The sequence below is a fragment of the Alloyangia pacifica genome (genome assembly GCF_003111685.1).
Taxonomy (GTDB): domain Bacteria; phylum Pseudomonadota; class Alphaproteobacteria; order Rhodobacterales; family Rhodobacteraceae; genus Salipiger; species Salipiger pacificus_A.
The window spans coordinates 39,374-62,500 of the sequence record NZ_CP022192.1; the positions used below are offsets into that span (position 1 = coordinate 39,374).

Here is a 23,127-nt window from a genome sequence, read left to right on the forward strand (position 1 = left end):
CTCAGTTGGCGGGGCCGAGCAGGCCGAGGGAAAGTTGCGGGAAGGCGCCGATCACCGCCAGCCCGATCAGGCACACCAGCAGGAAGGGCATGGCGCCGCGGGCGACGCGCTCGATCGGCAGGCGGGTGACATTGGCGGCGACATAGAGGTTGATGCCGACCGGCGGCGTGATCAGCCCGATGGCGAGGTTCACCATCACCAGCACGCCGAACCAGACCGGATCCCAGCCCAGCTCGCGCACCACCGGCATGAAGATCGGCAGGCAGATGAACATCACCGTCACCGCATCCATGAACATGCCGGCGATCAGCAGGATCAGCATGATGACCAGCAGGATCACGCCCTCGTTGCCGGAAAGGCCGAGCAGGGCGCCCGAGTAGCTGCCGACCAGATCCTCGACCGTCACCACCCAACCGAAGAGGCTGGCATAGGCGACCACGAGCATCACCGTGGCCGAGGAGGCGGCGGCGTTGGACAGCGAATTGTAGAGCCCGTCGAGGGTGAGCGTGCGGTAGATCAGCCCGCCCACCAGCAGCGCGTAGACCGTGGCGACCAGCGCGGCCTCGGTGGGGGTGAAGACGCCCGAGTAGATGCCTCCGAGGATGACGACGGGGGTCATCAGCCCCCAGAAGCTGTCCTTGAACGACAGCCACAGGCGCTGGCCATAGGGCTTGTCCGCATGCGGCATGGGGCTCAGCTTTTCCAGCGCGGCGGCGCGACCGGATTGCGGCTTGGCGAAGGGCAGCGTGAGCAGCATCATCACGCCCATGAACAGCCCGGGCAGGATGGCGGCGAGGAAGAGGTGCGAGATCGAGGTCTCGGCGATCACCCCGTAGATAACCAGCCCGATCGACGGCGGGATGACGATCGACAGCGCAGCCCCGGTGCAGACCAGACCCGCGGCATAGGCCTTGGGATAACCGTCTTCTTCCATGCCCTTGATGATCATCGGCCCGATCGCGGCGACCGAGGCCGGGCCGGAGCCGCTCACCGCGCCCCAGAAGAGGCACACGGTTGTGCCGACGACACCCATGCCACCCGGGGTTGCGCCGATGAGCACCCGGAAGAAGCGGATCATCCGCTCGGCGATGCCAAGCGAGCCCATCAGCGTACCGGCAAGGATGAAGAACGGAATGGCCAGCAGCGAGAACTTGGTGATGCCGGTGGCAATGAGGTCGCCCGCAAGCTCGAGCCCGAAGCCGATCTGCCACATGGCGTAGATCGCCGACAGGCCCAGCGAGAAGGCCACCGGCACGCGCAGCGCCAGCAGGAGGAAGAACAGGATCACCATCTCGGTGCCCGCGGGCAGGCCGGGGAAGAGATCAAACATCGGGAATCACCTCGTCGTCCTCGCCGGTGCGCCAGACCACCCAGGCGTGCTGCAGGTAGCGGATCAGCACCAGCGCGAAGCCGAAGGGCACCGCGGCCTGATAGTACCACGCCGGGATCTGCAGCCCGTAGGAGCGCATGCCATTGTCCATGAGGTTGGCCACCGCCTGCCACGAGAACCACGCCGAGAGCACCAGCAGCAGCCCCGAGGCCAGCACCGAGAACGCGAACACGACCCGCCGCGCCGGGCGCGGCAGCATGTCGTGCACCAGACCCACCGCCAGATGCTCGCCGCGTCGCGCGGCGATGGCCGCGCCGAAGATGGTCAGCAGCAGGAAGCCGTTGGTCAGCAGCTCTTCGGTGGCGGCCAGCGAGTAATGCGTGCCGTAGCGCACCACCACATTGGCAAAGCCGAGAAAGGTCATAGCCAGGAAGAGCACCGCGCAGATGATCTTCTCGGCCTCGCGCAGGATGAAGGCCATTGCCCCTCCCTTGTCAGCAGGCGTGGGTCAGGACGAAAGGCGTGTCCCCGCGGGGACACGCCGTTTTCGGAGGGTTACTTCGCGCCGTCGATGGCGGTCTGGAAGCTCTGCACCAACTCGGGGCCGACCTTGGCCGCCCATTCGTCGAAGGCGGGCTGGGTGGCTTCCTTGAAGGCCGCGAGTTCCTCGGCGGAGGGTTCATAAACCTCCATGCCCTTCTCGCGCAGGAAGTCGATGCCCGAGGCGGTGGCCTCGCGGCTGATCTCGCGCTGGTAGCTCATCGCCTCTTCGGCGGCGGTCTTCAGCTTGGCCTGGGTGTCTGCGTCGTAGCTGTCCCACTTCTTCTGGCTGATGCCGATGAAGATCGGATCATAGGAATAGTGCCACGTCGTCAGGTACTTCTGCACTTCGTAGACCTGCTGCGGAATGATCACCGCGCCGATCGGGTTTTCCTGCCCGTCGACCACGCCCTGCTGCAGCGCGGTCAGGGTCTCGCCCCACTGCATCTGCTGCGGGTTGGCGCCGAGCGCATTCATTACATCGATGTACATCGGGCCGGCGACCCGCATGTTGAGGCCCTTCATGTCCTCGGGGGACTTCACCGGACGGGTGTTGTTGGTCACCTCGCGGAAGCCGTTCTCGCCCCAGGCCAGCACGACGATGCCCTTGCCCTTGAGGATCTCTGCCAGCTTGGCACCGGGCTCGCCCTGCGTGGTCGCATCGACCTGGTCGTAATCGGCATAGAGGTAAGGCAGCGAGAAGGCCGCCATCTCGGGCACCAGCGGGGTCACGTTGATCGCAGAGGTCACCACGAGATCGAGCGCCCCGCGGCCGACCATCTCGGCCTGGCGCATCTGGTCGCCACCGGCGAGCTGGGCGTTCGGGAAGACGCGCACGGTGATGTCGCCATCGGTGGCTTCCGAGAGCAGCTCGGCGAACTTGTCGGCGCCCTTCTGCCAGGTGGTGGTGTCGCCGGTGTTGTGCGACAGGCGCAGGGTCTCGGCGGCAGCGGCGCCGACCATCAGTGCGCCGGCGAGCACGGTTGCGAGGGCGGTGGTGCCCAGTTTCGCGAAAGTCATTCTGTCCTCCCAGGAGTCTTGGGCCGCCCTCGGCCCCGCCCTGCGCGACCTCCCTGCCCCGCACGACGATCCACATCATGGAACAGTTTCATTGCCACGGACAAGAACAACTTGCAATATTCCGAAAGGATCAAAATATTACGGGGCAACTTTTCTAAGTCCCGCGGGAGGAGATGGACCTAGATGGTCCATATTATGGAACACACAAGGGACGGCAGCACCCCCGGCAGTCTCGCCGGCAGCCAGAGCGTCGACCGCGCGCTGGCGCTTCTGGGCATGGTCGGACGCCGCCCGCGCGAGGGCGCGAGCCTGGGTGAGCTGGTCGCCGAGTCGGGGCTCAACAAACCCACCGTGCGGCGGCTGATGCTGGCGCTGATCCGCAACGGCATGGTCGAGCAGAACGAGGCGACGCGGCGCTATTTCCTGGGCGAGGAATCCTACATTCTCGGGACTTTCGCGGCACATCGGCACGGGCTGCTGGAACTCTCCTTCGAGCCCCTGTCGCGACTGGCGCAGCAGACCGGGGACGCCGCCTTCCTGTCGGTCCGGCGCGGCTTTTCGGCGCTCTGCCTGCACCGCGAGGAGGGCACCTATCCGATCCGGACCTATGCGCTGATGACCGGGCGGCTGCACCCGCTGGGGGTCGGCGCGGGGTCGCTGGCGATGCTCTCGGCCCTGCCCGACGCCGAGGTCGAGGCCGCCCTCGCCGCCAATGCCGCGCGGCTCGAAGCCGACTACCCCGGCCTGCCGCCCGCGCAGATTCTTGCCCGCGTCGCCGAGACCCGGGCGCAGGGCTACGCGCTGAACCCGGGCCTGGTGTTTCCCGACTCGTGGGGACTGGGCGTGGCGCTGCGTCGCCCCGACGGTGCACTGGCCGGCGCGCTGTCGCTGGCCGCCATCGAAAGCCGCATGCAGCAGCCGCGCCGGGAGGAGCTCGTGGCGCAGCTGCAGGCCGCGGCACAGGAAATCGAACAGACACTCGCGCAGCTCTACGCCGCGCGCACCCGCATTTGAGGAGGACATGATGCAAGACCCACAGATCGTCGGCTGGGGCCACACGCCCTTTGGCAAGTCCGAGCACCCGGACACCGAAAGCCTGATGGCCGCCGCCGTGAGCGAGGCGCTGGAGCACGCCGGGATCACCCCCGAGGATGTCGACGGGCTCTTCGTCGGGGTGTTCAACAACGGGTTCTCGCAGCAGGATTTCCAGGGCGCGCTGGTCGCCATGGGCGATGAACGCTTTGCCCATACCCCCGCCACGCGCTACGAGAACGCCTGCGCCACCGGCTCGGCCGCCCTGCACGGCGCGATGGATTTCATCGCCGCCGGACGCGGCCGCATCGCGCTGGTGGTGGGCGCCGAGAAGATGACCGCGACCCCGACGGCCGAGGTCGGTGACGTCCTCCTTGGCGCCAGCTACTGCAAGGAAGAGGCGGACATCAGCGGCGGGTTCGCCGGGCTCTTCGGGCAGATCGCCGGCAGCTACTTCCAGCGCTACGGCGACAAGAGCGAAGAGCTGGCGATGATCGCGGCCAAGAACCATGCCAACGGCATGGCCAACCCGCTGGCGCACATGCGCAAGGATTTCGGCACCGCCTTTTGCAACACCGTCTCCGAGAAGAACCCGATCGTCGCGGGGCCCCTGCGCCGCACCGATTGCTCGCTGGTCTCGGACGGGGCGGCGGTGCTGGTGCTGGCCGATGCCGAAACCGCGGCCGGGATGAAGCGCGCCATCGCCTTCCGCGCGCGCAGCCACGTCAACGAGATCATGGCGCTGTCGCGCCGCGACGTGCTGGAATTCGCCGGGGCCCGCCGGGCGTGGCAGCAGGCCTTCGAGACCTCGGGGCTGTGCCTCGACGATCTGTCGCTGGTCGAGACCCACGACTGTTTCACCATCGCCGAGATGCTGGAATACGAGGCCATGGGCCTTGCTGAGCGCGGCCAGGGCGGGCGGGTGATCCGCGAGGGGATCACCGCCAAGGACGGCAGGCTGCCGGTCAACGCCTCGGGCGGGCTGAAGTCCAAGGGCCACCCGATCGGCGCCACCGGCGTGTCGCTGCACGTCATGGCGGCGATGCAGCTGGCCGGCGAGGCGGGCGAGATGCAGATCCCCGGCGCCGAGATCGCGGGCGTGTTCAACATGGGCGGCGCAGCGGTGACCAACTACGTGTCGATCCTGGAGCGGGTGAAATGACCATCGACCTCTCCGGTGGCCTGCCCCCCGTGTCCACGCGGGTGATGAACCTTGCCAACTTCCTCGCCGAGAGCGCCCGCCGCCACCCAGATGAGATCGGCTTCGTCTGGGGCGAGCGGACCTGGACCTGGGCCGAGATGGAGGCGCGCTCCGCGGCCTTTGCCGCCGCGCTGCAGGGCCGGTTCGGTCTGCAGAAGGGCGACCGGCTGCTGGTGCAATCGGCCAACAACAACCAGATGTTCGAGGCGATGTTCGCCTGCTGGCGCATCGGCGCGGTCTGGGTGCCCGCCAACTTCCGCCAGTCGCCAGAGGACATTGCCTTTCTGGCTCAAAGCTCGCAGGCCAAGGGCATGCTCTGCGAGGCCGCCTTCCCCGAGCATGCCGCGGCCTGTGGCGACCTCGGCTTCGTGATCGGCATCGGCGAGGGTCTGGGGGAGAGCTACGAGGCGCTGGTCGCCGCCCACCTCGGCCAGCGCCCGCCGCAGGTGGCGGTCCAGCGCGACGATCCCTGTTGGTTCTTCTTCACCTCCGGCACCACCGGGCGGCCCAAGGCGGCGGTGCTGACCCATGGGCAGATGGCCTTTGTCGTCACCAACCACCTGTGTGACCTGATGCCCGGCACCGGGCCGGAGGACGCCTCGATCGTCGTCGCGCCGCTGTCGCATGGCGCGGGCATCCACCAGCTGGCGCAGGTGGCGCATGGGGTGAAAACGATCCTGCCCGCCGGGGCCAAGTTCGACCCTGACGAAATCTGGGGTCTGGTGGCCAAGTGGAAGGTCACGAACCTCTTTACCGTGCCCACCATCGTCAAGCTGCTGGTCGAGCACCCCTCGGTCGCCGAGCACGACCATGCGAGCCTGCGCTACATGATCTACGCCGGCGCGCCCATGTACCGCGCCGACCAGATCCGCGCGCTGCAGGTGCTGGGGCCGAAGCTGGTGCAGTACTTCGGTCTTGGCGAGGTCACCGGCAATATCACCGTGCTGCCCCCCGCGCATCACTCGGCGGAGGATGGCGCGATGCGCATCGGCTCCTGCGGCTTTGCCCGGACCGGCATGCAGGTGCAAATCCAGGACGCCGAGGGGAATGAGGTCGCTCCGGGCGAGACCGGCGAGATCGCGGTGATCGGCCCCGCCGTCTTTGCCGGCTATTTCGACAACCCCGAGGCCAATGCCAAGAGCTTCCGGGGTGGCTGGTTCCTCACCGGCGATCTGGGGCACATGGACGCCGAGGGGTTCGTCTACCTGACAGGGCGCGCCTCGGACATGTACATCTCGGGCGGCTCGAACATCTACCCGCGCGAGATCGAGGAGAAGATCCTGCTCCATCCCGAGATCTCGGAGGTTGCCGTGCTCGGGATGCCCGACCCGGTCTGGGGCGAGATCGGCGTCGCGGTGTGCGTGGCGCGCAGCGCGGGGCTGGCTCCCGAGGCGCTGCTGGACTGGCTGACCCCGAAGATCGCTCGCTACAAGCTGCCCCGCCACGTGGTCTTCTGGGAGGAGATGCCGAAAAGCGCCTATGGCAAGATCACCAAGAAGATGATCCGCGAGGCGCTGATCGCGCGCGGTGACCTGCCGACGGCGGGGGCGGGCGCCCCGGAGCGGAACCCGGAGAGGAGCCCGGCGCCATGACCCTCCGGCAGCAGCTCGCGCACCCGGGCCCACGGGCGTCCGAGCGCTTCACCGCCCTGCCCTGCCGTGCCCAGAAGCTGGAGCTGCGTCTCGCCGCGGGGCTCACCGTCGAGCAGGCGGTGGTGCAGGCGCTTGCCGAGGCGGGTTTCTCGGCCGGCTACCTGCGGCTGACCGAGGCCGCCTTCGCGCGGCTCGCCTACGTCATCCCTGCCCCCGCCCCCGGCGACGGGCGCGCCGCCTGGTACAGCAAGATCCATGTGCTCGACGGCGCCCAGCTCAGCGAGGCCGGTCTGCACCTGGGGGTGAAGGACGGCGCGCCTTTCCTGCATTGCCACGGGCTCTGGTCCGGCCAGGACGGGCAGCCGCGGATGGGCCACCTCCTGGCGCAGCAGTCGACACTTGCCGAAGACGTGCTGGTGCACGGCTGGGGCCTCACCGGTGCCACGCTGAGCGTCGCGGCGGACCCGGAGACCGGCTTCGATCTCTTTTCCCCCACGGCGGTGGGCGCGCCCGGAGAGGGGCGCCCCGCCCTGCTCTGCACCCTGCGCCCGAACGAGGATCCCCACGCGCTGCTGCCGCAGGCCGGCGCTCCGCTTGGCCGGGCCCGGGTCGAGGGCATCGGCAGCCTCGTACACAGCCGCTTCGAACACGATGAGCTCGAGAGCTACGCCACCGAGGTGCTGCTGCGCGCCGGGCGGCTGACCGGCGACAGCGTGATCCTCAACGTCGCCTCGGTCGGCTTTGACGGCAGGCCGGTGTCCGGCGTCCTGCGCCCGCATGACAACCGGATCTGCATCACCGCGGAACTCCTGCTGATCGGGGAATAGCCGGGCTGCGGGCGGGGGCCCGCGCCGGGCCCCGCGCGACTTTCCAAATACGCCTGCCCCAACGCAAACGCCCGCGCCGCCGGTCGGGCAGCGCGGGCGCGTCTCGGCTGCGGCGCGGCTTACGTCAGATCGCCGGGCAGCAGCGCGTCGGGCAGGTTCTGGTAGCTCACCGGGCGCAGGAAGCGGCGGATCGAGAGCGTGCCCACCGAGGTGGCGCCGAAGTTGGTCGCGGCCGGGTAAGGCCCGCCGTGCACCATCGCGTCACAGACCTCGACGCCGGTGGGGAAGCCGTTGACCAGCACCCGGCCGGCCTTGCGCTCGAGCACCGGCATCAGCCGCTGCGCCAGCGCCGTGTCGCCCTCGTCCATGTGGATCGTTGCGGTCAGCTGGCCCTCGAACCCCTTGGCGAGCTCTTCCATCTCGCCCGGCCCCGAGACCCGCACCACGAGGCCGAGCGGGCCGAAGACCTCCTCGCCAAGCGCATGATCCTGCAGGTAATTCTCGGCATCGGTCTCGAAGAGGTTGGGCAGCGCGCTGCGCCCCTCGCTGTCGCTGGTCAGCACCGGTTTCACCGCATTGCGACCGTCAAAGCGGGATTTACCATCCTTATACGCCTGCGCGATACCCTCGGTGAGCATGCATTGGGCGGCCGCGCCCTTCAGCGCCTCGGCGGCAGCGGCGACAAAGGCGTCGCCCTCGGGGCCCGTCTCCACCACGGCGATGCCGGGGTTGGTGCAGAACTGGCCGGCGCCCATCGTCAGGGAGCCCGCCCAGCCGGTGCCGAGCTCGGCACCGCGCGCTTTCACGGCCTCGGGAAGGAGGAACATCGGGTTGACCGAGCCCAGCTCGCCGAAGAAGGGGATCGGCACCTCGCGCTGTGCGCAGAGGTCAAACAGGGCACGGCCGCCGCCAAGCGAGCCGGTGAAGCCCACGGCGTTGATCAGCGGGTGCTGCACCAGCGCCTGGCCGACGTCGCGCTTGCCGCCCTGAACCAGCGAGAAGACGCCCTTGGGCATGCCGGTCTTCTCGATTGCGGCGAGGATTGCCTCGGCGACGATCTCGCCGGTGCCGGGGTGCGCGCCGTGGCCCTTGACCACCACCGGGCAGCCGGCGGCCAGCGCCGCGGCGGTGTCACCGCCGGCGGTGGAGAAGGCGAGCGGGAAGTTCGAGGCGCCAAAGACCGCGACCGGCCCGATCGGGCGCATCACCATCTTGATGTCGGGGCGCGGCAGCGGCTGGCGGTCGGGCAGCGCCTCGTCGTGGCGGCGGTCGAGGTAGTCCCCCTTGAGGATGTGGCTGGCGAAGAGCCGCAGCTGGCCGGTGGTGCGGCCACGCTCGCCCTGCAGGCGCGCCTCGGGCAGGCCGGTTTCCTGCGTGCCGATCTCGGTGATCGCCTCGGCGCGGGCCTCGATCTCGTCGGCGATGGCGTTCAGGAACTCGGCGCGCGCCTCGCGGGTGGTGTAGCCATAGGTCCAGAAGGCCTCTTCGGCGGCCTTGCAGGCCTGATCGACCAGCGCAGGCGTGCCGACCGAGAAGTCGTGGCTCGGGCCATGCGCCGGCTCGGAGGGGAAGCTGGTCTCGCCAGCCACCCAGGTGCCTGCGATCAGGTGCTTGCCGTGCGGGGTGAAACTCATGAGATGTCCCTTCTGACAGGGGACCGCTTGGTCGGTCGCGGCCAGCGCGCCGGGCGGCGCGATTGGCAGATGGCAGTCGGCCAAGGCCGGTCTTGCCGCGATCCTGAGGGGATTTCAGGGAGCTGGAAACTTCTTCGCCCTCGTAACAAATATTTTCTTCACAGGCCAGTATTTTTCATTTAGGAAAAATCTTGCACGAAAAAATAAGTCCGGCAGCCCTCGCCGGCGTCCACAACAGCGAGAGACATCCGAATGAAGACCTTCACGCTCACCGCCGCCCTTCTGACCGCGACCGCGCTCGCGGGCACCGCCCAGGCCGACAAGCTCGACGACATCATCTCCTCGGGCACGCTGCGCTGCGCCGTGGTGCTCGACTTCCCGCCGATGGGAATGCGCGATGACAGCAACACCCCGATCGGTTTCGACGTCGACTATTGCAACGACCTCGCGGCCGCGCTCGGCGTCGAGGCGGAAATCGTCGAGACCCCCTTCCCCGAACGCATCCCGGCGCTGATGTCGGGCCGCGTCGACGTGGGCGTCGCCTCAACTTCGGACACGCTTGAGCGCGCCAAGACCGTCGGCTTCAGCGTGCCCTACTTCGCCTTCGAAATGGCCGTGACCTCGAACGACGAAACCGGCATCGCCTCTTTCGAGGACATGAAGGGCCACACCGTCGGCGCGGTTGCCGGCACCTACGAGGCGATCGCGCTGCAGGCGCAGGTCGACGCCTGGGGCGAGGGCAGCTTCCGCCCCTACCAGACCCAGGCCGACGTCTTCCTTGCGCTGAGCCAGGGCCAGCTCGACGCCACCGTCTCGACCTCGACCGTGGCGCAGGCGAACGTGCAGTCCGGCAACTTCGACGGCATCTCGGTGGTCGGCAAGGCCCCCTTCGACACCGATTACGTTGCCCTTTTCGCCAAGCGCGACGAGTACGGCCTGCTGAACTACCTCGATCTCTTCGTGAACCAGCAGGTGCGCACCGGCCGCTACGCCGAGCTCTACGAAAAGTGGGTCGGCGGCGAGCTGCCCGACCTGACCGTGGGCGGCGTCTACCGCTGATCCCTGACCGGACCGACCGGCGGCGCGGACCCCACCGCGCCGCTTTTCCTCTCGCTCTATCAGGCGCCTAACACATGTTCGATTACACCTTCCAATGGAAGCAGGCGCTCGCCAAGCTTCCGCAGATGCTGGACGGTGCGGTCGTCACGATGGAGGTCGCAGTCCTGTCGATGGTGATCGGCATCCTGCTTGCCGTCGTCCTGACGCTGCTGCGACTCTCGGGCTCGCGCCCGCTCGCCGCCATCGCCACCGCCTGGGTCGAGATCGCGCGCAACACGCCCGCGCTCTTCCAGATCTACATGGCCCATTTCGGCGTGGCGAGCTTCGGCATCCACTTCTCGCCCTTCGTGTCGCTGCTCATCGGCATCACCTTCAACAATGCCGGCTATCTCGCCGAGAACTTCCGCGGCGCGCTGAAGGCGATCCCCGACACCCAGGCCCGGGCCGGCCGCTCGCTGGGCATGTCGCAACTGCAGGCCTTCCGCTTCATCATCCTGCCGCAGATGCTGCGCATCTCCTTCCTGCCGATGACCAACCAGATGGTCTGGGCGATCCTGATGACCTCGCTCGGGGTCACCGTCGGGATGAACACCGACCTCTACGGGGTGACGCAGGACCTCAACGCGCTGACCTTCCGCACCTTCGAGCTTTTCGCCATCGCCGCGGTGATCTTCTACGCGATCACCAAGATCATCACCCTCGGCGCGCGGCTGCTCGCTGTCCGCCTGTTCCGCTACTGAGGGAGGAGACCGCATGTTCGACACCGCCCTCACCGCAAACGACCTGATCTTCCTCGCCAAGGGCGCGGGGATGACGATCCTGGTCACCCTCATCTCGGTCGCCATCGGCACCGTGCTCGGCGTTCTCTTCGGGGTGATCCGGGTGCAGCTCGGCGCCGCGCTCGCCGCGCCGCTGACCTTCCTGCTCGACATCTTCCGCTCGATCCCGCTGCTGATCCAGCTGGTGCTGGCCAATGCCTTCATGGGCATGGTGCTGAAGCTGCAGATGTCGGGGCTCACCGTTGCCTGCATGGTGCTCTCGCTCTACACCGCCGCCTATTGCGCCGAGATCGTGCGCGGCGGCATCGACGCGGTGCCCGCCACCACCCGGCGCGCGGCGCGCTCGCTCGGCATGAGCTGGGGGCAGGACATGCGCTACATCGTCATGCCGCTGGCCACCCGCGTCGCCCTGCCGTCGTGGATCGGCCTTGCGCTTGGGGTCATGAAGGACTCGGCGCTGGTCTACGTGGTGCAGGTCACCGAGCTTCTGAAGTCGACGCAGATCCTCATCACCCGCTTGCAGGAGCCGATGTTCCTGCTGCTGCTCTGCGGCGCCTTCTACTTCATCATCAGCCTTCCGCTGGCCCGGTTCGGCGGCTATCTCGAGAAAAGGTGGTCCAATGATTGAGATCCAGAATGTCCGTAAGTCCTTTGGCCAGATGGAGGTTCTCAAGGGCATCGATCTGACCGTCGCCAAGGGCGAGGTGCTGACCGTGATCGGCGGCTCTGGCTCGGGCAAGTCCACCCTGCTGACCTGCATCAACGGGCTCGAACCGATCGACAGCGGCCGCATCCTGGTCGACGGCACCGAGGTGCACGCCAAGTCGACCAACCTCAACACGCTGCGCCAGAAGATCGGCATCGTGTTCCAGCAGTGGAACGCCTTCCCGCATCTCACCGTGCTGGAGAACGTCACCTTGGCGCCGCGCAAGGTGCTCGGCATGTCGAAAGGAGAGGCCGAGGCGATCGCCGAGAAACAGCTCAAGCACGTGGGGCTCGGCGACAAGCTGAAGACCTTCCCGACCCGGCTTTCGGGCGGGCAGCAGCAGCGCATGGCGATCGCCCGCGCGCTGGCCATGTCGCCCGACTACATGCTCTTCGACGAGGTGACCTCGGCGCTCGATCCGCAGCTGGTGGGCGAGGTGCTGGAGACACTGAAGATGCTGGCCGAAGAAGGCATGACGATGATCTGCGTCACGCACGAGATGGCCTTTGCCCGCGACGTCTCGAACCGGGTGGCCTATTTCCACAAGGGCGTGATGGCCGAGATCGGCGCGCCCGAGCAGATCTTCGGCGCGCCGCAGGAAGAGGTCACGCGGCAGTTCCTCGCCAGCGTGCGCTGAGACAACCGGCGCCCGGCGCGTTTGGTCGCGCGCCGGTGCCCCCAAAAATGAAAAGGCGCGGGGTCAATCCCGCGCCTTTCGTCTCTCCGGAACGGAGGTCTCAACCCTCCAGCGCGGCGAGCCCCTCGGCCTCGAACTTGTCGAGCTGCGCCATTTCCGCGGCGGTCAGCGCAATGCCCTCGGCGAGCGCCTTCGACCGGGCGCTGAAGCGGCGCTCCGACGGCAGCCGCGCGCCCTGCCCGCTGATCGCGGTCAGCAGCCTCTCGCCCTCGGCGATGGGATCGCGGCCCGAGCGCTTGGCAAAGGTCTGCGGATCGAGCGCCAGCACAAGCGCGCCGTGGCGCGGCAGCAGCCCGCCGCCGCCCATGAAATCGAGCGCTTCCTTGCTCATGAACTCGCCCAGCATCGCCCCCGCCAGCAGTTCGACCATGGTCGAGATCGCCGACCCCTTGTGCGCGCCGAAGGTCAGCATCGCGCCATGAAGCGCCGCGTCGGGGTCGGTGGTCGGATTGCCCTCCTTGTCGACGGCCCACCCCTCGGGGATCGGCGTGCCGGCGCGGCGGTGCAGCTCGATCTCGCCGCGCGCGGCAACGCTGGTGGCGAAGTCGAAGACATAGGGATGCGGACCCGGTCGCGGCCAGCCAAAGGCGATGGGGTTGGTGCCGAGCAGCGGCTCCTTGCCGCCCGCCGGCGCGACGAAGGAATAGCTCGGGCACATCGACAACGAGGCGAGCCCCGCCTCGGCCAGCGCCTCCACATCGTGCCAGAGCGCCGAGAAATGTAGGCAGTCGCGGATCACCAGCGCCGCCAGCCCGGTCTCGCGGGCGCGCGCGACCAGCGTGTCCTTGGCGGCATAGAAGGCGGGGTTGGAAAAACCGCCGCCCGCGTCCACCTCGATCACGGCCTTGCCGCTGTCGTGCACCTGCGGCACGGCATCGGGCGAGACCTTGCCCGCGGCAAGCACGCGCAGACAGCCCTCGATCCGGTAGATGCCGTGGGATTTGCAATGGTCGCGCTCACCGGCGACGATCACATGGGCCACGGCTTGGGCGTTGTCGCGGCTCAGCCCGCTCTTTTCGAAAATCGCCTGGACACGGGCCATCAGCCCGTCGACGGAAATAATCTTCTGCTCGGCCATCGTTTGGCGCTCTCCTTCGGGTAACTCAGGCGGACGGGCGCCCCGGCACGGGCCGGGTCACTTGTCCACGTCGATATAGGTGCAGGCCCAGAAGACCTTGGTCTCGGTGTCGTCCACGGCGCGCAGGCCGTGCTTGATGGTGCTGTCGAAATAGGCGCAGTCGCCCGTCTCGAGGATCACCGTCTCGTAGTGCTCGACGGTCAGCTCGACCCGGCCCGAGAGCACGTAGAGCGTTTCCTCGCCGTCGTGCGATTCCAGCTCCTCGCGCTTCAGCGGCGGACGCTGCTCGACCTTTGTGACCAGCGGGATGATCTTTTTCTCGGCGAGCGCGTTGCAGAGCACCTCGTATTCGAAGTTCTTCGAGCGGACCTTGCGGCCCTGCCCGGCGCGGGTGACGGTGAGCCGCGTGGTCTGATGCGCATCGTGGTCGGCCGAGAACAGCCGCTCCATGCCGATGTCATAGGCCCGCGCGATGCGGACGAGATTCTCGTAGCTGGGCGAGACCCGGCCGTTCTCGATCTTGTGGATCGTCGAGAGCGCCAGCCCGGTGCGCTGCGCCGCCACCTCTAGCGTGAAGCCGCAGGCCTGCCGCACGGATTTCATGCGGGCGCCGAGATCGCTGCGCAGCTGCTGCCGCTCCGCCTCCCAATCTTCCCCCGACAGGGGTTCGCCGTCTTTTTCCGTATCGGTCATAATTTTTCTTTTCTTACCATCTGTGATCGTTTATGCCAATATTTGTGTTGAACGCAACAGTAGCAATCGAGAGCGGCGAAAAGGAACGGCTTTGTGCCTACTTTTGCCAAGATTTTCGGTGCTGCAGCCCGAAATCCGACCAACAGAAGGGAGCCGACATGCCAAGATCGATCGTGGCCGCGACTGTGCAGGGGCCAATCCTTCTGTGTGACGAGGGGCTGAGCGTCTGGGGCGGGGTCGATCCCGCGACAGGACGGATCATCGACGCCCTGCATCCCCAGCACGGACAGAGTCTTGCCGGCCGCGTGGTGATGATGCCGACCAGCCGCGGCTCCTGCACCGGCAGCGGCGTGCTGCTGGGGCTCGCCTTCGCCGGGGCGGCGCCCAAGGCGCTGATCTTCCGCGAGGCGGAGGATATTCTCACCCTCGGCGCGCTGGTCGCGGCACGGCTTTTCGGCCACGAGATCGCCGTGCTGCGGCTTTCGGCGTCGGACTATGATCAGCTTGCCGGTGAAAGTGACGCCGAGATCACCCCGAGCCGCCTGCGCGCCGGGGCGCTCGACTGGGAGCTCTCGCCCGAGACCGCCAAGGTGGACCTGAGCGACGACGACCGCGCCTTTCTCGACGGTGCCCATGGCGAGGCGGCGCAATTGGCGATGGAGATCATCACCACCATGGCCGCGGCGCAGGGCGCGACCGAGCTTGTCGATGTGAGCCGCGTGCATATCGACGGCTGCATCTACGCCAGCCCCGCTTTCCTGACCTTTGCCCGCGCCATGGCCGACAAGGGCGGCCGGGTGCGCGTGCCGACCACAATGAACGCCATTTCCGTCGATCACGCCAACTGGCGCGCGCAGGGCGTGGCCGAGGACTTCGGCCTGCCCGCCAGCCAGCTCGCCGACGCCTATGTCGAGATGGGCGCCCGGCCCAGCTTCACCTGCGCGCCCTACCTGCTCGACGACCGCCCCACCGAGGGCGAGGACATCGCCTGGGCCGAGAGCAACGCGGTGATCTATGCCAACAGCGTGCTGGGTGCGCGCACCGTGAAGCATGCCGATTTCATGGACCTGTGCATTGCGCTCACCGGGCGTGCCGCCCGGGCCGGGGTCTACCTGCCCCGGAACCGCGCGCCGCGCCGGATCATCGAGGTGACCCTGCCCGAGGGGGCCGACGATGCCTTCTGGCCGATGCTCGGCTGGCTGGCGGGACAGGCCGCGCCCGACCGCATCCCGCTGATCCGCGGGCTGGAAGAAAGCGCGCCGAACGACGATGACCTCAAGGCGCTCTGCGCCGCCTATGGCACCACCTCTGCCTCGCCCATGCTGCACATCGCCGGGATCACCCCCGAGGCGGATATCGCCCCGACGCCCGACGCCGACCGCGTCAGCATCGCGCCCGAAGACTTCGCCCAGCTCTGGCAGGAGTTCAACAAGGGCGCGGGCAAGGTCGATCTCGTCGCCTTCGGCAGCCCGCATTTCTCGGAAGGCGAATGCGCCGCGCTCGCCGATCTCATGGAGGATCGGCAGGTGCACCCCGAGGTGGCCGCGATCGTCACTCTGGGCCGCGCCACGCTTGCCGCCATCACCGCGAGCGGCGTGGCGGCACGGCTCGAGGCGGCGGGGCTCAGGCTCGTGCCCGACATCTGCTGGTGTTCGATCTCCGAGCCGGTCTTCCCGCCCTCGGCCAAGGTCCTGATGACCAACTCCGGAAAATACGCCCATTATGCCCCGGGGCTGAGCAACCGCGCGGTGTGCTTCGGCGCGCTGGCGCAGTGTGCCGAGACCGCCTGCACCGGGCAGGCCCCTCGATTCCCGCCGCGCTGGATCGCCGGCGGCGCGGCCTCCTCCGCCGTTTCGCGCCGGGCGTGACCTGCGCGCCAGCACATTTCTCCAACCTCTCCTACCCTACGGACATCCCCATGAACAAAGACGTCTTCTTTGGCACCATCCCCGCGCTGCTCACCCCCTGCACCCCCGACCGCCAGCCCGATTTCGACGCGCTGGTGAAGAAGGGCAAGGAAATGATCGCGGCGGGCATGTCGGCGGTGGTCTACTGCGGCTCCTGCGGCGACTGGCCCCTGCTCACCGACGAACAGCGCATGGAGGGCGTCGCGCGGCTGACCGAGGCGGGCGTGCCCGTCATCGTCGGCACCGGCGCGATCAACACCAAGTCGGCGGTCGCCCATGCCGCCCACGCGCAAGAGATCGGCGCGGCGGGCCTCATGGTGATCCCGCGCGTGCTGTCGCGCGGCCTGTCGGTCGCCGCGCAGCGCAACCACTTCAAGGCGATCCTCGAGGCCGCGCCGGACGTGCCCGCGATCATCTACAACAGCCCCTACTACGGCTATGCGACCAAGGCGGACCTCTTCTTTGCGCTGCGCGCCGAGCACCCCAACCTGATCGGCTTCAAGGAGTTCGGCGGCAAGGCCGACCTCAGCTACGCGGCCGAGCACATCACCTCGCAGGACGATGACGTGATCCTGATGGTCGGCGTCGACACCGAGGTCTACCACGGCTTCGTCAAATGCGGCGCGGTCGGCGCGATCACCGGCATCGGCACGATCTTCCCGACCGAGGCGCTGCTGCAGGTCGAGCTGTCGCGCCGCGCCGCGACCGGCTGCCCCGAGGCCGACCTGCGCGCCCGCGAGCTGGCCGAGGCCTTCTCGGTGCTGGCGAAATTCGACGAGGGCGTCGATCTGGTGCTCTACTTCAAGCACATGATGGTGCTGAAGGGCGAAGAGGAATACCGTCTCAACATCTACGAGACCGATGCGCTGTCGCCCTCGCAGGCGAAGTTCTGCGAAGCGCAGTTCCACCAGTTCAACCGCTGGTTCGCGAATTGGTCCAAGCAGGGTGGAGTGATCGCCGAATGCATGTGATCGACAGCCACACCGGGGGCGAGCCCACGCGTGTGATCCTGGACGGTGGTCCGGACCTCGGGTCCGGGCCGCTGGCCGAGCGCGCTGCCAGGCTGGCGTCCGAGCACCGCGACTTCACCCGCTCGGTCAGCCTCGAGCCGCGCGGGCAGGTCGCCATGGTCTGCGCGCTGCTGGTGGAGCCGGTGGATCCGGGCTGCGTCACCGGCGTCATCTACTTTGACGCCGAGGCGGTGCTGGGCATGTGCGGTCACGGCACCATCGGGCTTGCGGTCACGCTGGCGCACATGGGCAAGATCGGCCCCGGCACGCACAGGATCGAGACCCCGGTGGGCGTGGTCTCCGTCGAGGTGATCGACGCGAACACCGTCACCGTCACCAACGTCGAGAGCCGCCGCACGCAGGCGGGTGTCTCGGTCGAGGTCGAGGGGCTCGGCACCGTCACCGGCGATGTCGCCTATGGCGGCAACTGGTTCTTCCTCGTCGATCCCAGCCCGGTTCCGGTGGTCTCGTCGAACATCCGCCAGCTCACCGACATGACCGTCGCCACCCGCGCGGCGCTCAAGGCGCAGGGCATCGCGGGCGAGAATGGCGGCGAGATCGACCATGTGATCTTCTACGGCCCCGCAGAGGACGCCGCGGTGCACAGCCGCAACTTCGTGCTCTGCCCCGACGACGCCTACGACCGCTCGCCCTGCGGTACCGGCAGCTCGGCCCGGCTCGCCTGCCTTGCCGCCTCGGGACGACTGACCGAGGGCGAAGAGATCGTGCAGGAAAGCGTCATCGGCAGCACCTACCGGCTGTCCTATGCCCAAGGCCGGGCGGGTGGGGTAATCCCCTCGATCACCGGCCGGGCCTATGTGATGGCCGAGAGCAAGCTGCTCTTTGACTCGGCGGATCCGTTCAAGACCGGCATCACGCTCTGAACGCCCCCGCCGCCGCGCGCCATTCTCCCGGCGCGCGGCGCCTCTTCATATTCTTCGCGCAGATCGAGGGCCGCCATGGCTGAGGCCGAGCACAGTGAAATTCTCGTCATCGGGGCGGGCATCATCGGGGTCACCGCCGCGCTGGCGCTGCAATCCGAGGGGCGCAAGGTCCGCATTCTCGACCGTGCGGGCGTCGCCGCGGGCACCTCGGTGGGCAACGCCGGGGCCTTTGCCTATGCCGACGTCGAGCCTCTGGCCACCCCGGGCATCATGCGCAAGGCGCCCAAATGGCTGCTCGACCCGCTCGGGCCGCTGTCGCTGCGCCCCGGCTATGCGTTGCAGCTCAGCCCGTGGCTGCTGAAGTTCTGGCGGGCCAGCCGCAAGGACCGCTACGCCGCCGCCGTCAAGGCACAGTCAGAGCTCATGCACCTCTCACAAGAGGCGCAGGAGCGGCTGATCATGCAGGTCTCGGGCGAGCCGCTGATGCGCCGCGAGGGGCAGATGCAGCTCTACGAGGGCGCGGCCTCCTACCGCGCCAGCCTGCCGTCGTGGGAGCTGCGGCGCCGGCACGGTGTGAACTTCGAGCTGTTCGAAAGCCCCGAGGCCATCGCGGAAATCCAGCCCGGCGTCTCGCGGCGTTTCACCCATGCGGGCTACACGCCCGAGTGGATGAACACCGTCGATCCCGCGGTCTGGACCCACCATGTCGCCGAGGCCTTCGTCGCGCGCGGCGGCCGCATCGACATCGCCGAGATCCGCACCCTGCGCGCGCGCGAGCAGGGTGTCGAGGTCGAGACCGATAGCGGCACGCTCCGCGCCGCCAAGGTGGTCCTGGCCGCCGGGGCCTGGTCGCGCAGCCTTGCCCGCGCGCTAGGCGACCGGATCCCGCTCGACACCGAGCGCGGCTACAACACCACCTTCCCCACCGCCAGTTTCGATTTGCGCACGCATCTGACCTTCAGCGACCACGGCTTCGTCGTGACCCGTATCGGCGCGGGGCTGCGGGTCGGCGGCGCGGTGGAACTGGGCGGGCTCGACCTGCCGCCGAACTACCGGCGCGCCGAGATCCTCGTGGAAAAGACCGCGCGGTTCCTCTCGGGCTTCGAACCCACGGGCGGCACGCAATGGATGGGCTTCCGCCCCTCGATGCCGGACAGCTTGCCGGTGATCTCTGCCTCGCCGAAGTCGCGCGACGTGATCTACGCCTTCGGGCACGGCCACCTCGGCCTCACGCAATCGGCAGGCACCGCGCAGCTCGTCGCCGCGCTCTGCGCGGGGCGAGCGCCGGGGATCGATCTTTCACCCTTCCGCGCCGACCGGTTCTGACCCCCCAGGCGCCGCCGGGCCCGTCCGTTCAGTCGGGCCGACCGATCCCCATCGGCCAGGTGTCCGAGATCCGGTAGCCCCCGGGCCAGGGATCGGCTGGGTCGAGCATGTGCTGATGGGTGCCGGTGATCCAGGCGCGACCGCTGATCTCGGGGCGGATCGCGTCGAGCCCGCCGACCGCCGTGTGCCCGAGGATGCGCCCGGTGAACTCCGAGCCGATGATCGACTCGCCGGTGAGCCGGTCGCCCATCCCCATCTCGCCGCGCGCCTGCAGCAGCGCCATGCGCGCCGAGACCGCGGTGCCCGTAGGCGAGCGGTCGAGCTTGCCGGGCTGGATCGCCACCACCGACTGGGCGCGCAACTCGCTGCCCTCGCGCCGCAGCTTCCCCGCGAAGAGACAGAACGAATGATGCGCCCAGTCGGGTTTCTCCGGGTGCTCGAAGCGGTATTGCGCGTTGGCGGCATTGGTGATGCGGATCCCCAGCTCGGCGATTTCTCGCGCGCGCTCCGCCACCAGTGCGACCCCCAGCGCCTCGGGATCGACCACCACGAAGCTGTCGCCGCCAAAGGCGGTGTCGATGCGGATCTCGCCCAGCCCCGGCACCTCGAGCGGCACGTCGAGGCGGCTGGCGAACGACGGCAGGTTCTCGACATGGATGCGCTCGGCCTTGCCGTTCGCGCAGTCGGCGCGGACCCGCACCAGCCCGCCGGGGGCCTCGAGCACCAACTCGGTCACCGGCTCCTGCATCGGGATCAGCCCGCTGTCGAGCAGCACGGTTGCCACGCAGATCGAATTCGAGCCCGACATCGGCGGCGTGTCCTCGGGCTCCATGATGATCCAGGCGGCCTGGGCCTCGGGGTGCCTGGGCGGCACCAGCAGGTTCACGTGGCGAAACACCCCGCCGCGGGGCTCGTTCAGCACGAAGTTCCGTAGGGTCTGGTCCTCGGCGATCCAGCGGCGCTGGTCCCAGAGCGTCTCGCCCGGCGGCGGCGCGACTCCGCCGACGATGACGTCGCCGACCTCACCCTCGGCATGGCACGAGACCACATGAATGACCTTGCTGCTGCGCATCTTCCCCTCCGCTGCGCCGGGCCGGCGCGCGCCACGACGCGAGTCGCCGCATCCGGGCTCTTCATTGTGGATATTGGATCTGACCTGCCCCCTTGCGGGTCCCTCATTTATAACGAGAGTCTGCTGGTTGGATTTTGATAGTGGGGCACCTCGTCGGACGCAAGCGCTCGGCGCGCTTGTTGCGGGGTAGGACCGGCATTGCCGCGACTCATGACCGCCATTGGCGCCCGGTGGCGCACCATCGGGAGAGTCGGGACGCATTCTGGCGGCCGCCAGCCCTGCGCCGAACCGGCTCCAAGCGCCCCTTACGCGCCGCTCAAACGCAAGAAACGCCCGCGGCATGCACCGTGGGCGTCAAACGCTTGAGACTTTGGAGCGTCCCTGCCCACGGCTTGGAAACGGCGCGTGGCTTGGGTCATCGTTTAGGAGAGATACTGTGGGTTTTACTAGGTTTGGCGGTGACCTACTCTCCCACGTCTTGAGACGCAGTACCATTGGCGCGGCAGCACTTAACGGCCGGGTTCGGAATGGAGCCGGGTGTTTTGCTTGCGCTATGACCACCAAACCGAGAAAAACCCACATTGTCGCGCTGTTTTGGGCGCGACGTGGACCAAGTCAAGTATTTTGTAGGGGTTGTATGCTTCGTCTGATTTCGGAACAGCCTTGCTGTTCCTGGATCGGATCAAGCCTATCGGGCCATTAGTACCGGTCAGCTGAACGCATTGCTGCGCTTACACCTCCGGCCTATCGACGTGGTGGTCTTCCACGGCCCTCAGGGATACCTTGTTTTGAGGGGGGCTTCCCGCTTAGATGCCTTCAGCGGTTATCCTGTCCGATCATAGCTACCCAGCACTGCCGTTGGCACGACAACTGGTCCACCAGTGGATCGTTCACCCCGGTCCTCTCGTACTAGGGGCAACTCCTCTCAAGTATCCTACACCCACGGCAGATAGGGACCGAACTGTCTCACGACGTTCTAAACCCAGCTCACGTACCTCTTTAAATGGCGAACAGCCATACCCTTGGGACCTGCTCCAGCCCCAGGATGAGATGAGCCGACATCGAGGTGCCAAACACTGCCGTCGATATGGACTCTTGGGCAGTATCAGCCTGTTATCCCCGGCGTACCTTTTATCCGTTGAGCGATGGCCCTCCCACTTGGGACCACCGGATCACTATGGCCGTCTTTCGACTCTGCTCGACTTGTCAGTCTTGCAGTCAGGCTGGCTTCTGCCATTGCACTCAACGAGCGATTTCCGACCGCTCTGAGCCAACCTTCGCGCGCCTCCGTTACGCTTTAGGAGGCGACCGCCCCAGTCAAACTACCCGCCACACAGGGTCCCGGAACCCGATAAGGGATCGCGGTTAGACATCAAGCAATGCAAGGGTGGTATCTCAAGGGAGGCTCCACAGACACTGGCGTGTCTGCTTCGAAGCCTACCACCTATCCTGCACATGCATGGCCTGATGCCAGTGTGAAGCTGTAGTAAAGGTGCACGGGGTCTTTCCGTCTAACCGCGGGAAGCCTGCATCTTGACAGGCAATTCAATTTCGCTGAGTCGATGTTGGAGACAGCGGGGAAGTCGTTACGCCATTCGTGCAGGTCGGAACTTACCCGACAAGGAATTTCGCTACCTTAGGACCGTTATAGTTACGGCCGCCGTTTACCTGGGCTTCAATTCAGAGCTCTCACCCCTCCTTTTAACCTTCAGGCACCGGGCAGGCGTCAGACCCTATACGTCGTCTTGCGACTTCGCAGAGCCCTGTGTTTTTAGTAAACAGTCGCCACCCCCTGGTTTGTGCCCCCAGCCAAAACTTGCGTTGAAACTGGGCCTCCTTCTCGCGAACTTACGGAGGTATTTTGCCGAGTTCCTTCAACATCGTTCTCTCAAGCGCCTTGGTATTCTCTACCAGTCCACCTGTGTCGGTTTAGGGTACGGTCTCAAAGTGGGGCTATTTCCAGGAACCGCTCAGCAGCCCTTCCAATCCGATAAGGAAGAACGACCTTTGCGATCCGTCACCACCACATGGCCCAGGAATATTGACCTGGTTCCCATCGACTACGCCTTTCGGCCTCGCCTTAGGGGCCGGCTTACCCTGCTCAGATTAGCTTTAAGCAGGAACCCTTGGACTTTCGGCGAGAGTGTCTCTCACACTCTTTGTCGCTACTCATGTCATCATTCTCGCTAGTGATCTCTCCACCGGATGCCTTACAGCCCGGCTTCACAGAAAGGACTATCTCCTCCATTACATCCCGAAGGATGCAGAAGAGGAGGAGTCCTATGTCACACTACGCTCCGCTACCATGCGCTATGCGCATCCTCGGCTTCGGCTCATGGCTTGAGCCCCGTTACATCTTCGCCGCAGGACAACTTAATTAGACCAGTGAGCTGTTACGCTATCTTTAAAGGATGGCTGCTTCTAAGCCAACCTCCTGGTTGTTTTGGTCGTCCCACCTGCTTTCCCACTTAGCCATGAATTGGGGGCCTTAGCCGGAGGTCAGGGTTGTTTCCCTCTCCACTACGGGCGTTAGCACCCGCAGTGTGTCTGCCATCTAGTACTCCCTGGTATTCGGAGTTTGGTTAGGATCAGTAAGCCTGTGGGGCCCCATTACCCATCCAGTGCTCTACCCCCAGGGGTATTCGGATGACGCTCTACCTAAATAGATTTCGCGGAGAACCAGCTATCTCCGAGTTTGATTGGCCTTTCACCCCTAGGCACAACTCATCCCGACCTTTTT

19 protein-coding genes and 2 rRNA genes (1 of these 21 running past the window's edge) are annotated in these 23,127 nt (G+C 66.8%); 12 read left to right on the top strand and 9 right to left on the bottom strand.

Features of this window, described 5'->3' with window-relative positions:
• Position 1: 1 nt before the first annotated feature.
• The 3 genes from CEW88_RS21660 to CEW88_RS21670 form a co-directional block, all read right to left on the bottom strand.
• On the bottom strand, positions 2-1,330 hold the full coding sequence (locus CEW88_RS21660) for a TRAP transporter large permease (RefSeq protein WP_108970469.1): 1,329 nt from the start codon (positions 1,328-1,330) through the stop codon (positions 2-4).
• Positions 1,323-1,811 (bottom strand): TRAP transporter small permease, encoded by a 489-nt coding sequence (locus tag CEW88_RS21665; protein WP_108970470.1) that lies wholly within the window; start codon positions 1,809-1,811, stop codon positions 1,323-1,325. Before CEW88_RS21665 ends, CEW88_RS21660 begins: the two co-directional genes overlap by 8 nt.
• A gap of 74 nt (positions 1,812-1,885) precedes the next feature.
• Positions 1,886-2,890 carry a DctP family TRAP transporter solute-binding subunit gene (locus CEW88_RS21670; protein WP_108970471.1) on the bottom strand — a complete coding sequence of 335 codons (1,005 nt, stop codon included), beginning with the start codon at positions 2,888-2,890 and terminating at the stop codon, positions 1,886-1,888.
• Between the two features lie 183 nt (positions 2,891-3,073).
• Between CEW88_RS21670 and CEW88_RS21675 the strand changes: the two genes are divergently transcribed.
• The 4 genes from CEW88_RS21675 to CEW88_RS21690 are packed head-to-tail and all read left to right on the top strand — an operon-like array spanning position 3,074 to position 7,542.
• Positions 3,074-3,904 carry an IclR family transcriptional regulator gene (locus CEW88_RS21675; protein WP_108970472.1) on the top strand — a complete coding sequence of 277 codons (831 nt, stop codon included), beginning with the start codon at positions 3,074-3,076 and terminating at the stop codon, positions 3,902-3,904.
• A gap of 10 nt (positions 3,905-3,914) precedes the next feature.
• Positions 3,915-5,084: an acetyl-CoA acetyltransferase gene (locus CEW88_RS21680; protein WP_108970616.1), complete on the top strand. Its 1,170-nt coding sequence runs from the start codon at positions 3,915-3,917 to the stop codon at positions 5,082-5,084.
• Positions 5,081-6,715, top strand: coding sequence for an acyl-CoA synthetase (locus tag CEW88_RS21685; protein WP_108970473.1), 1,635 nt, complete (start codon positions 5,081-5,083; stop codon positions 6,713-6,715). Before CEW88_RS21680 ends, CEW88_RS21685 begins: the two co-directional genes overlap by 4 nt.
• A complete protein-coding gene (locus CEW88_RS21690) occupies positions 6,712-7,542 on the top strand; it encodes a DUF296 domain-containing protein (RefSeq protein WP_108970474.1) in 831 nt (276 codons plus the stop codon). Before CEW88_RS21685 ends, CEW88_RS21690 begins: the two co-directional genes overlap by 4 nt.
• Before the next feature lie 119 nt (positions 7,543-7,661).
• On the opposite strand, the gene CEW88_RS21695 is transcribed toward CEW88_RS21690, so the two are convergent.
• Positions 7,662-9,176, bottom strand: coding sequence for an aldehyde dehydrogenase (NADP(+)) (locus tag CEW88_RS21695; protein ID WP_108970617.1), 1,515 nt, complete (start codon positions 9,174-9,176; stop codon positions 7,662-7,664).
• Positions 9,177-9,428: 252 nt separating this feature from the next.
• On the opposite strand from CEW88_RS21695, the gene CEW88_RS21700 reads away from it, so the two are divergent.
• The 4 genes from CEW88_RS21700 to CEW88_RS21715 all read left to right on the top strand — a co-directional run bounded on the left by CEW88_RS21700 (position 9,429) and on the right by CEW88_RS21715 (position 12,357).
• Positions 9,429-10,235, top strand: a complete 807-nt coding sequence (locus CEW88_RS21700; RefSeq protein WP_108970475.1) for an ABC transporter substrate-binding protein — start codon at positions 9,429-9,431, stop codon at positions 10,233-10,235.
• 74 nt (positions 10,236-10,309) lie between these two features.
• The gene (locus CEW88_RS21705) at positions 10,310-10,975 is read left to right on the top strand and encodes an amino acid ABC transporter permease (protein WP_108970476.1); all 666 of its coding nucleotides are present in this window, start codon (positions 10,310-10,312) and stop codon (positions 10,973-10,975) included.
• Positions 10,976-10,988: 13 nt separating this feature from the next.
• The gene (locus CEW88_RS21710; protein ID WP_108970477.1) at positions 10,989-11,642 is read left to right on the top strand and encodes an amino acid ABC transporter permease; all 654 of its coding nucleotides are present in this window, start codon (positions 10,989-10,991) and stop codon (positions 11,640-11,642) included.
• Complete coding sequence (locus CEW88_RS21715; protein WP_108970478.1) at positions 11,635-12,357, top strand: amino acid ABC transporter ATP-binding protein; 723 nt, start codon at positions 11,635-11,637, stop codon at positions 12,355-12,357. Before CEW88_RS21710 ends, CEW88_RS21715 begins: the two co-directional genes overlap by 8 nt.
• Before the next feature lie 100 nt (positions 12,358-12,457).
• On the opposite strand, the gene CEW88_RS21720 is transcribed toward CEW88_RS21715, so the two are convergent.
• Both CEW88_RS21720 and CEW88_RS21725 read right to left on the bottom strand, forming a co-directional pair.
• The gene (locus tag CEW88_RS21720) at positions 12,458-13,495 is read right to left on the bottom strand and encodes an Ldh family oxidoreductase (protein WP_108970479.1); all 1,038 of its coding nucleotides are present in this window, start codon (positions 13,493-13,495) and stop codon (positions 12,458-12,460) included.
• 57 nt (positions 13,496-13,552) lie between these two features.
• Positions 13,553-14,188 carry a helix-turn-helix domain-containing protein gene (locus CEW88_RS21725; RefSeq protein ID WP_108970480.1) on the bottom strand — a complete coding sequence of 212 codons (636 nt, stop codon included), beginning with the start codon at positions 14,186-14,188 and terminating at the stop codon, positions 13,553-13,555.
• A 158-nt stretch (positions 14,189-14,346) separates the two neighbouring features.
• Between CEW88_RS21725 and lhpI the strand changes: the two genes are divergently transcribed.
• The 4 genes from lhpI to CEW88_RS21745 all read left to right on the top strand — a co-directional run bounded on the left by lhpI (position 14,347) and on the right by CEW88_RS21745 (position 19,315).
• Positions 14,347-16,056 carry a cis-3-hydroxy-L-proline dehydratase gene (lhpI, locus tag CEW88_RS21730; RefSeq protein WP_108970481.1) on the top strand — a complete coding sequence of 570 codons (1,710 nt, stop codon included), beginning with the start codon at positions 14,347-14,349 and terminating at the stop codon, positions 16,054-16,056.
• Between the two features lie 50 nt (positions 16,057-16,106).
• Positions 16,107-17,066 (top strand): dihydrodipicolinate synthase family protein, encoded by a 960-nt coding sequence (locus CEW88_RS21735; RefSeq protein WP_108970482.1) that lies wholly within the window; start codon positions 16,107-16,109, stop codon positions 17,064-17,066.
• Entirely contained in the window at positions 17,057-17,989 is a 933-nt protein-coding gene (locus CEW88_RS21740) for a proline racemase family protein (RefSeq protein WP_108970483.1), read from the top strand. The genes CEW88_RS21735 and CEW88_RS21740 overlap by 10 nt, the downstream gene beginning before the upstream one ends.
• Positions 17,990-18,064: 75 nt before the next feature.
• Positions 18,065-19,315 carry an NAD(P)/FAD-dependent oxidoreductase gene (locus CEW88_RS21745; protein WP_108970484.1) on the top strand — a complete coding sequence of 417 codons (1,251 nt, stop codon included), beginning with the start codon at positions 18,065-18,067 and terminating at the stop codon, positions 19,313-19,315.
• A 28-nt stretch (positions 19,316-19,343) separates the two neighbouring features.
• Here CEW88_RS21745 and CEW88_RS21750 read toward each other — a convergent pair whose 3' ends face one another.
• The 3 genes from CEW88_RS21750 to CEW88_RS21760 form a co-directional block, all read right to left on the bottom strand.
• Positions 19,344-20,387 (bottom strand): trans-3-hydroxy-L-proline dehydratase, encoded by a 1,044-nt coding sequence (locus CEW88_RS21750; RefSeq protein WP_108970485.1) that lies wholly within the window; start codon positions 20,385-20,387, stop codon positions 19,344-19,346.
• A gap of 450 nt (positions 20,388-20,837) precedes the next feature.
• Positions 20,838-20,952 (bottom strand): 5S ribosomal RNA (gene rrf / locus CEW88_RS21755).
• Positions 20,953-21,065: 113 nt separating this feature from the next.
• Positions 21,066-23,127 (bottom strand): 23S ribosomal RNA (locus tag CEW88_RS21760) (it continues 770 nt past the right edge of the window).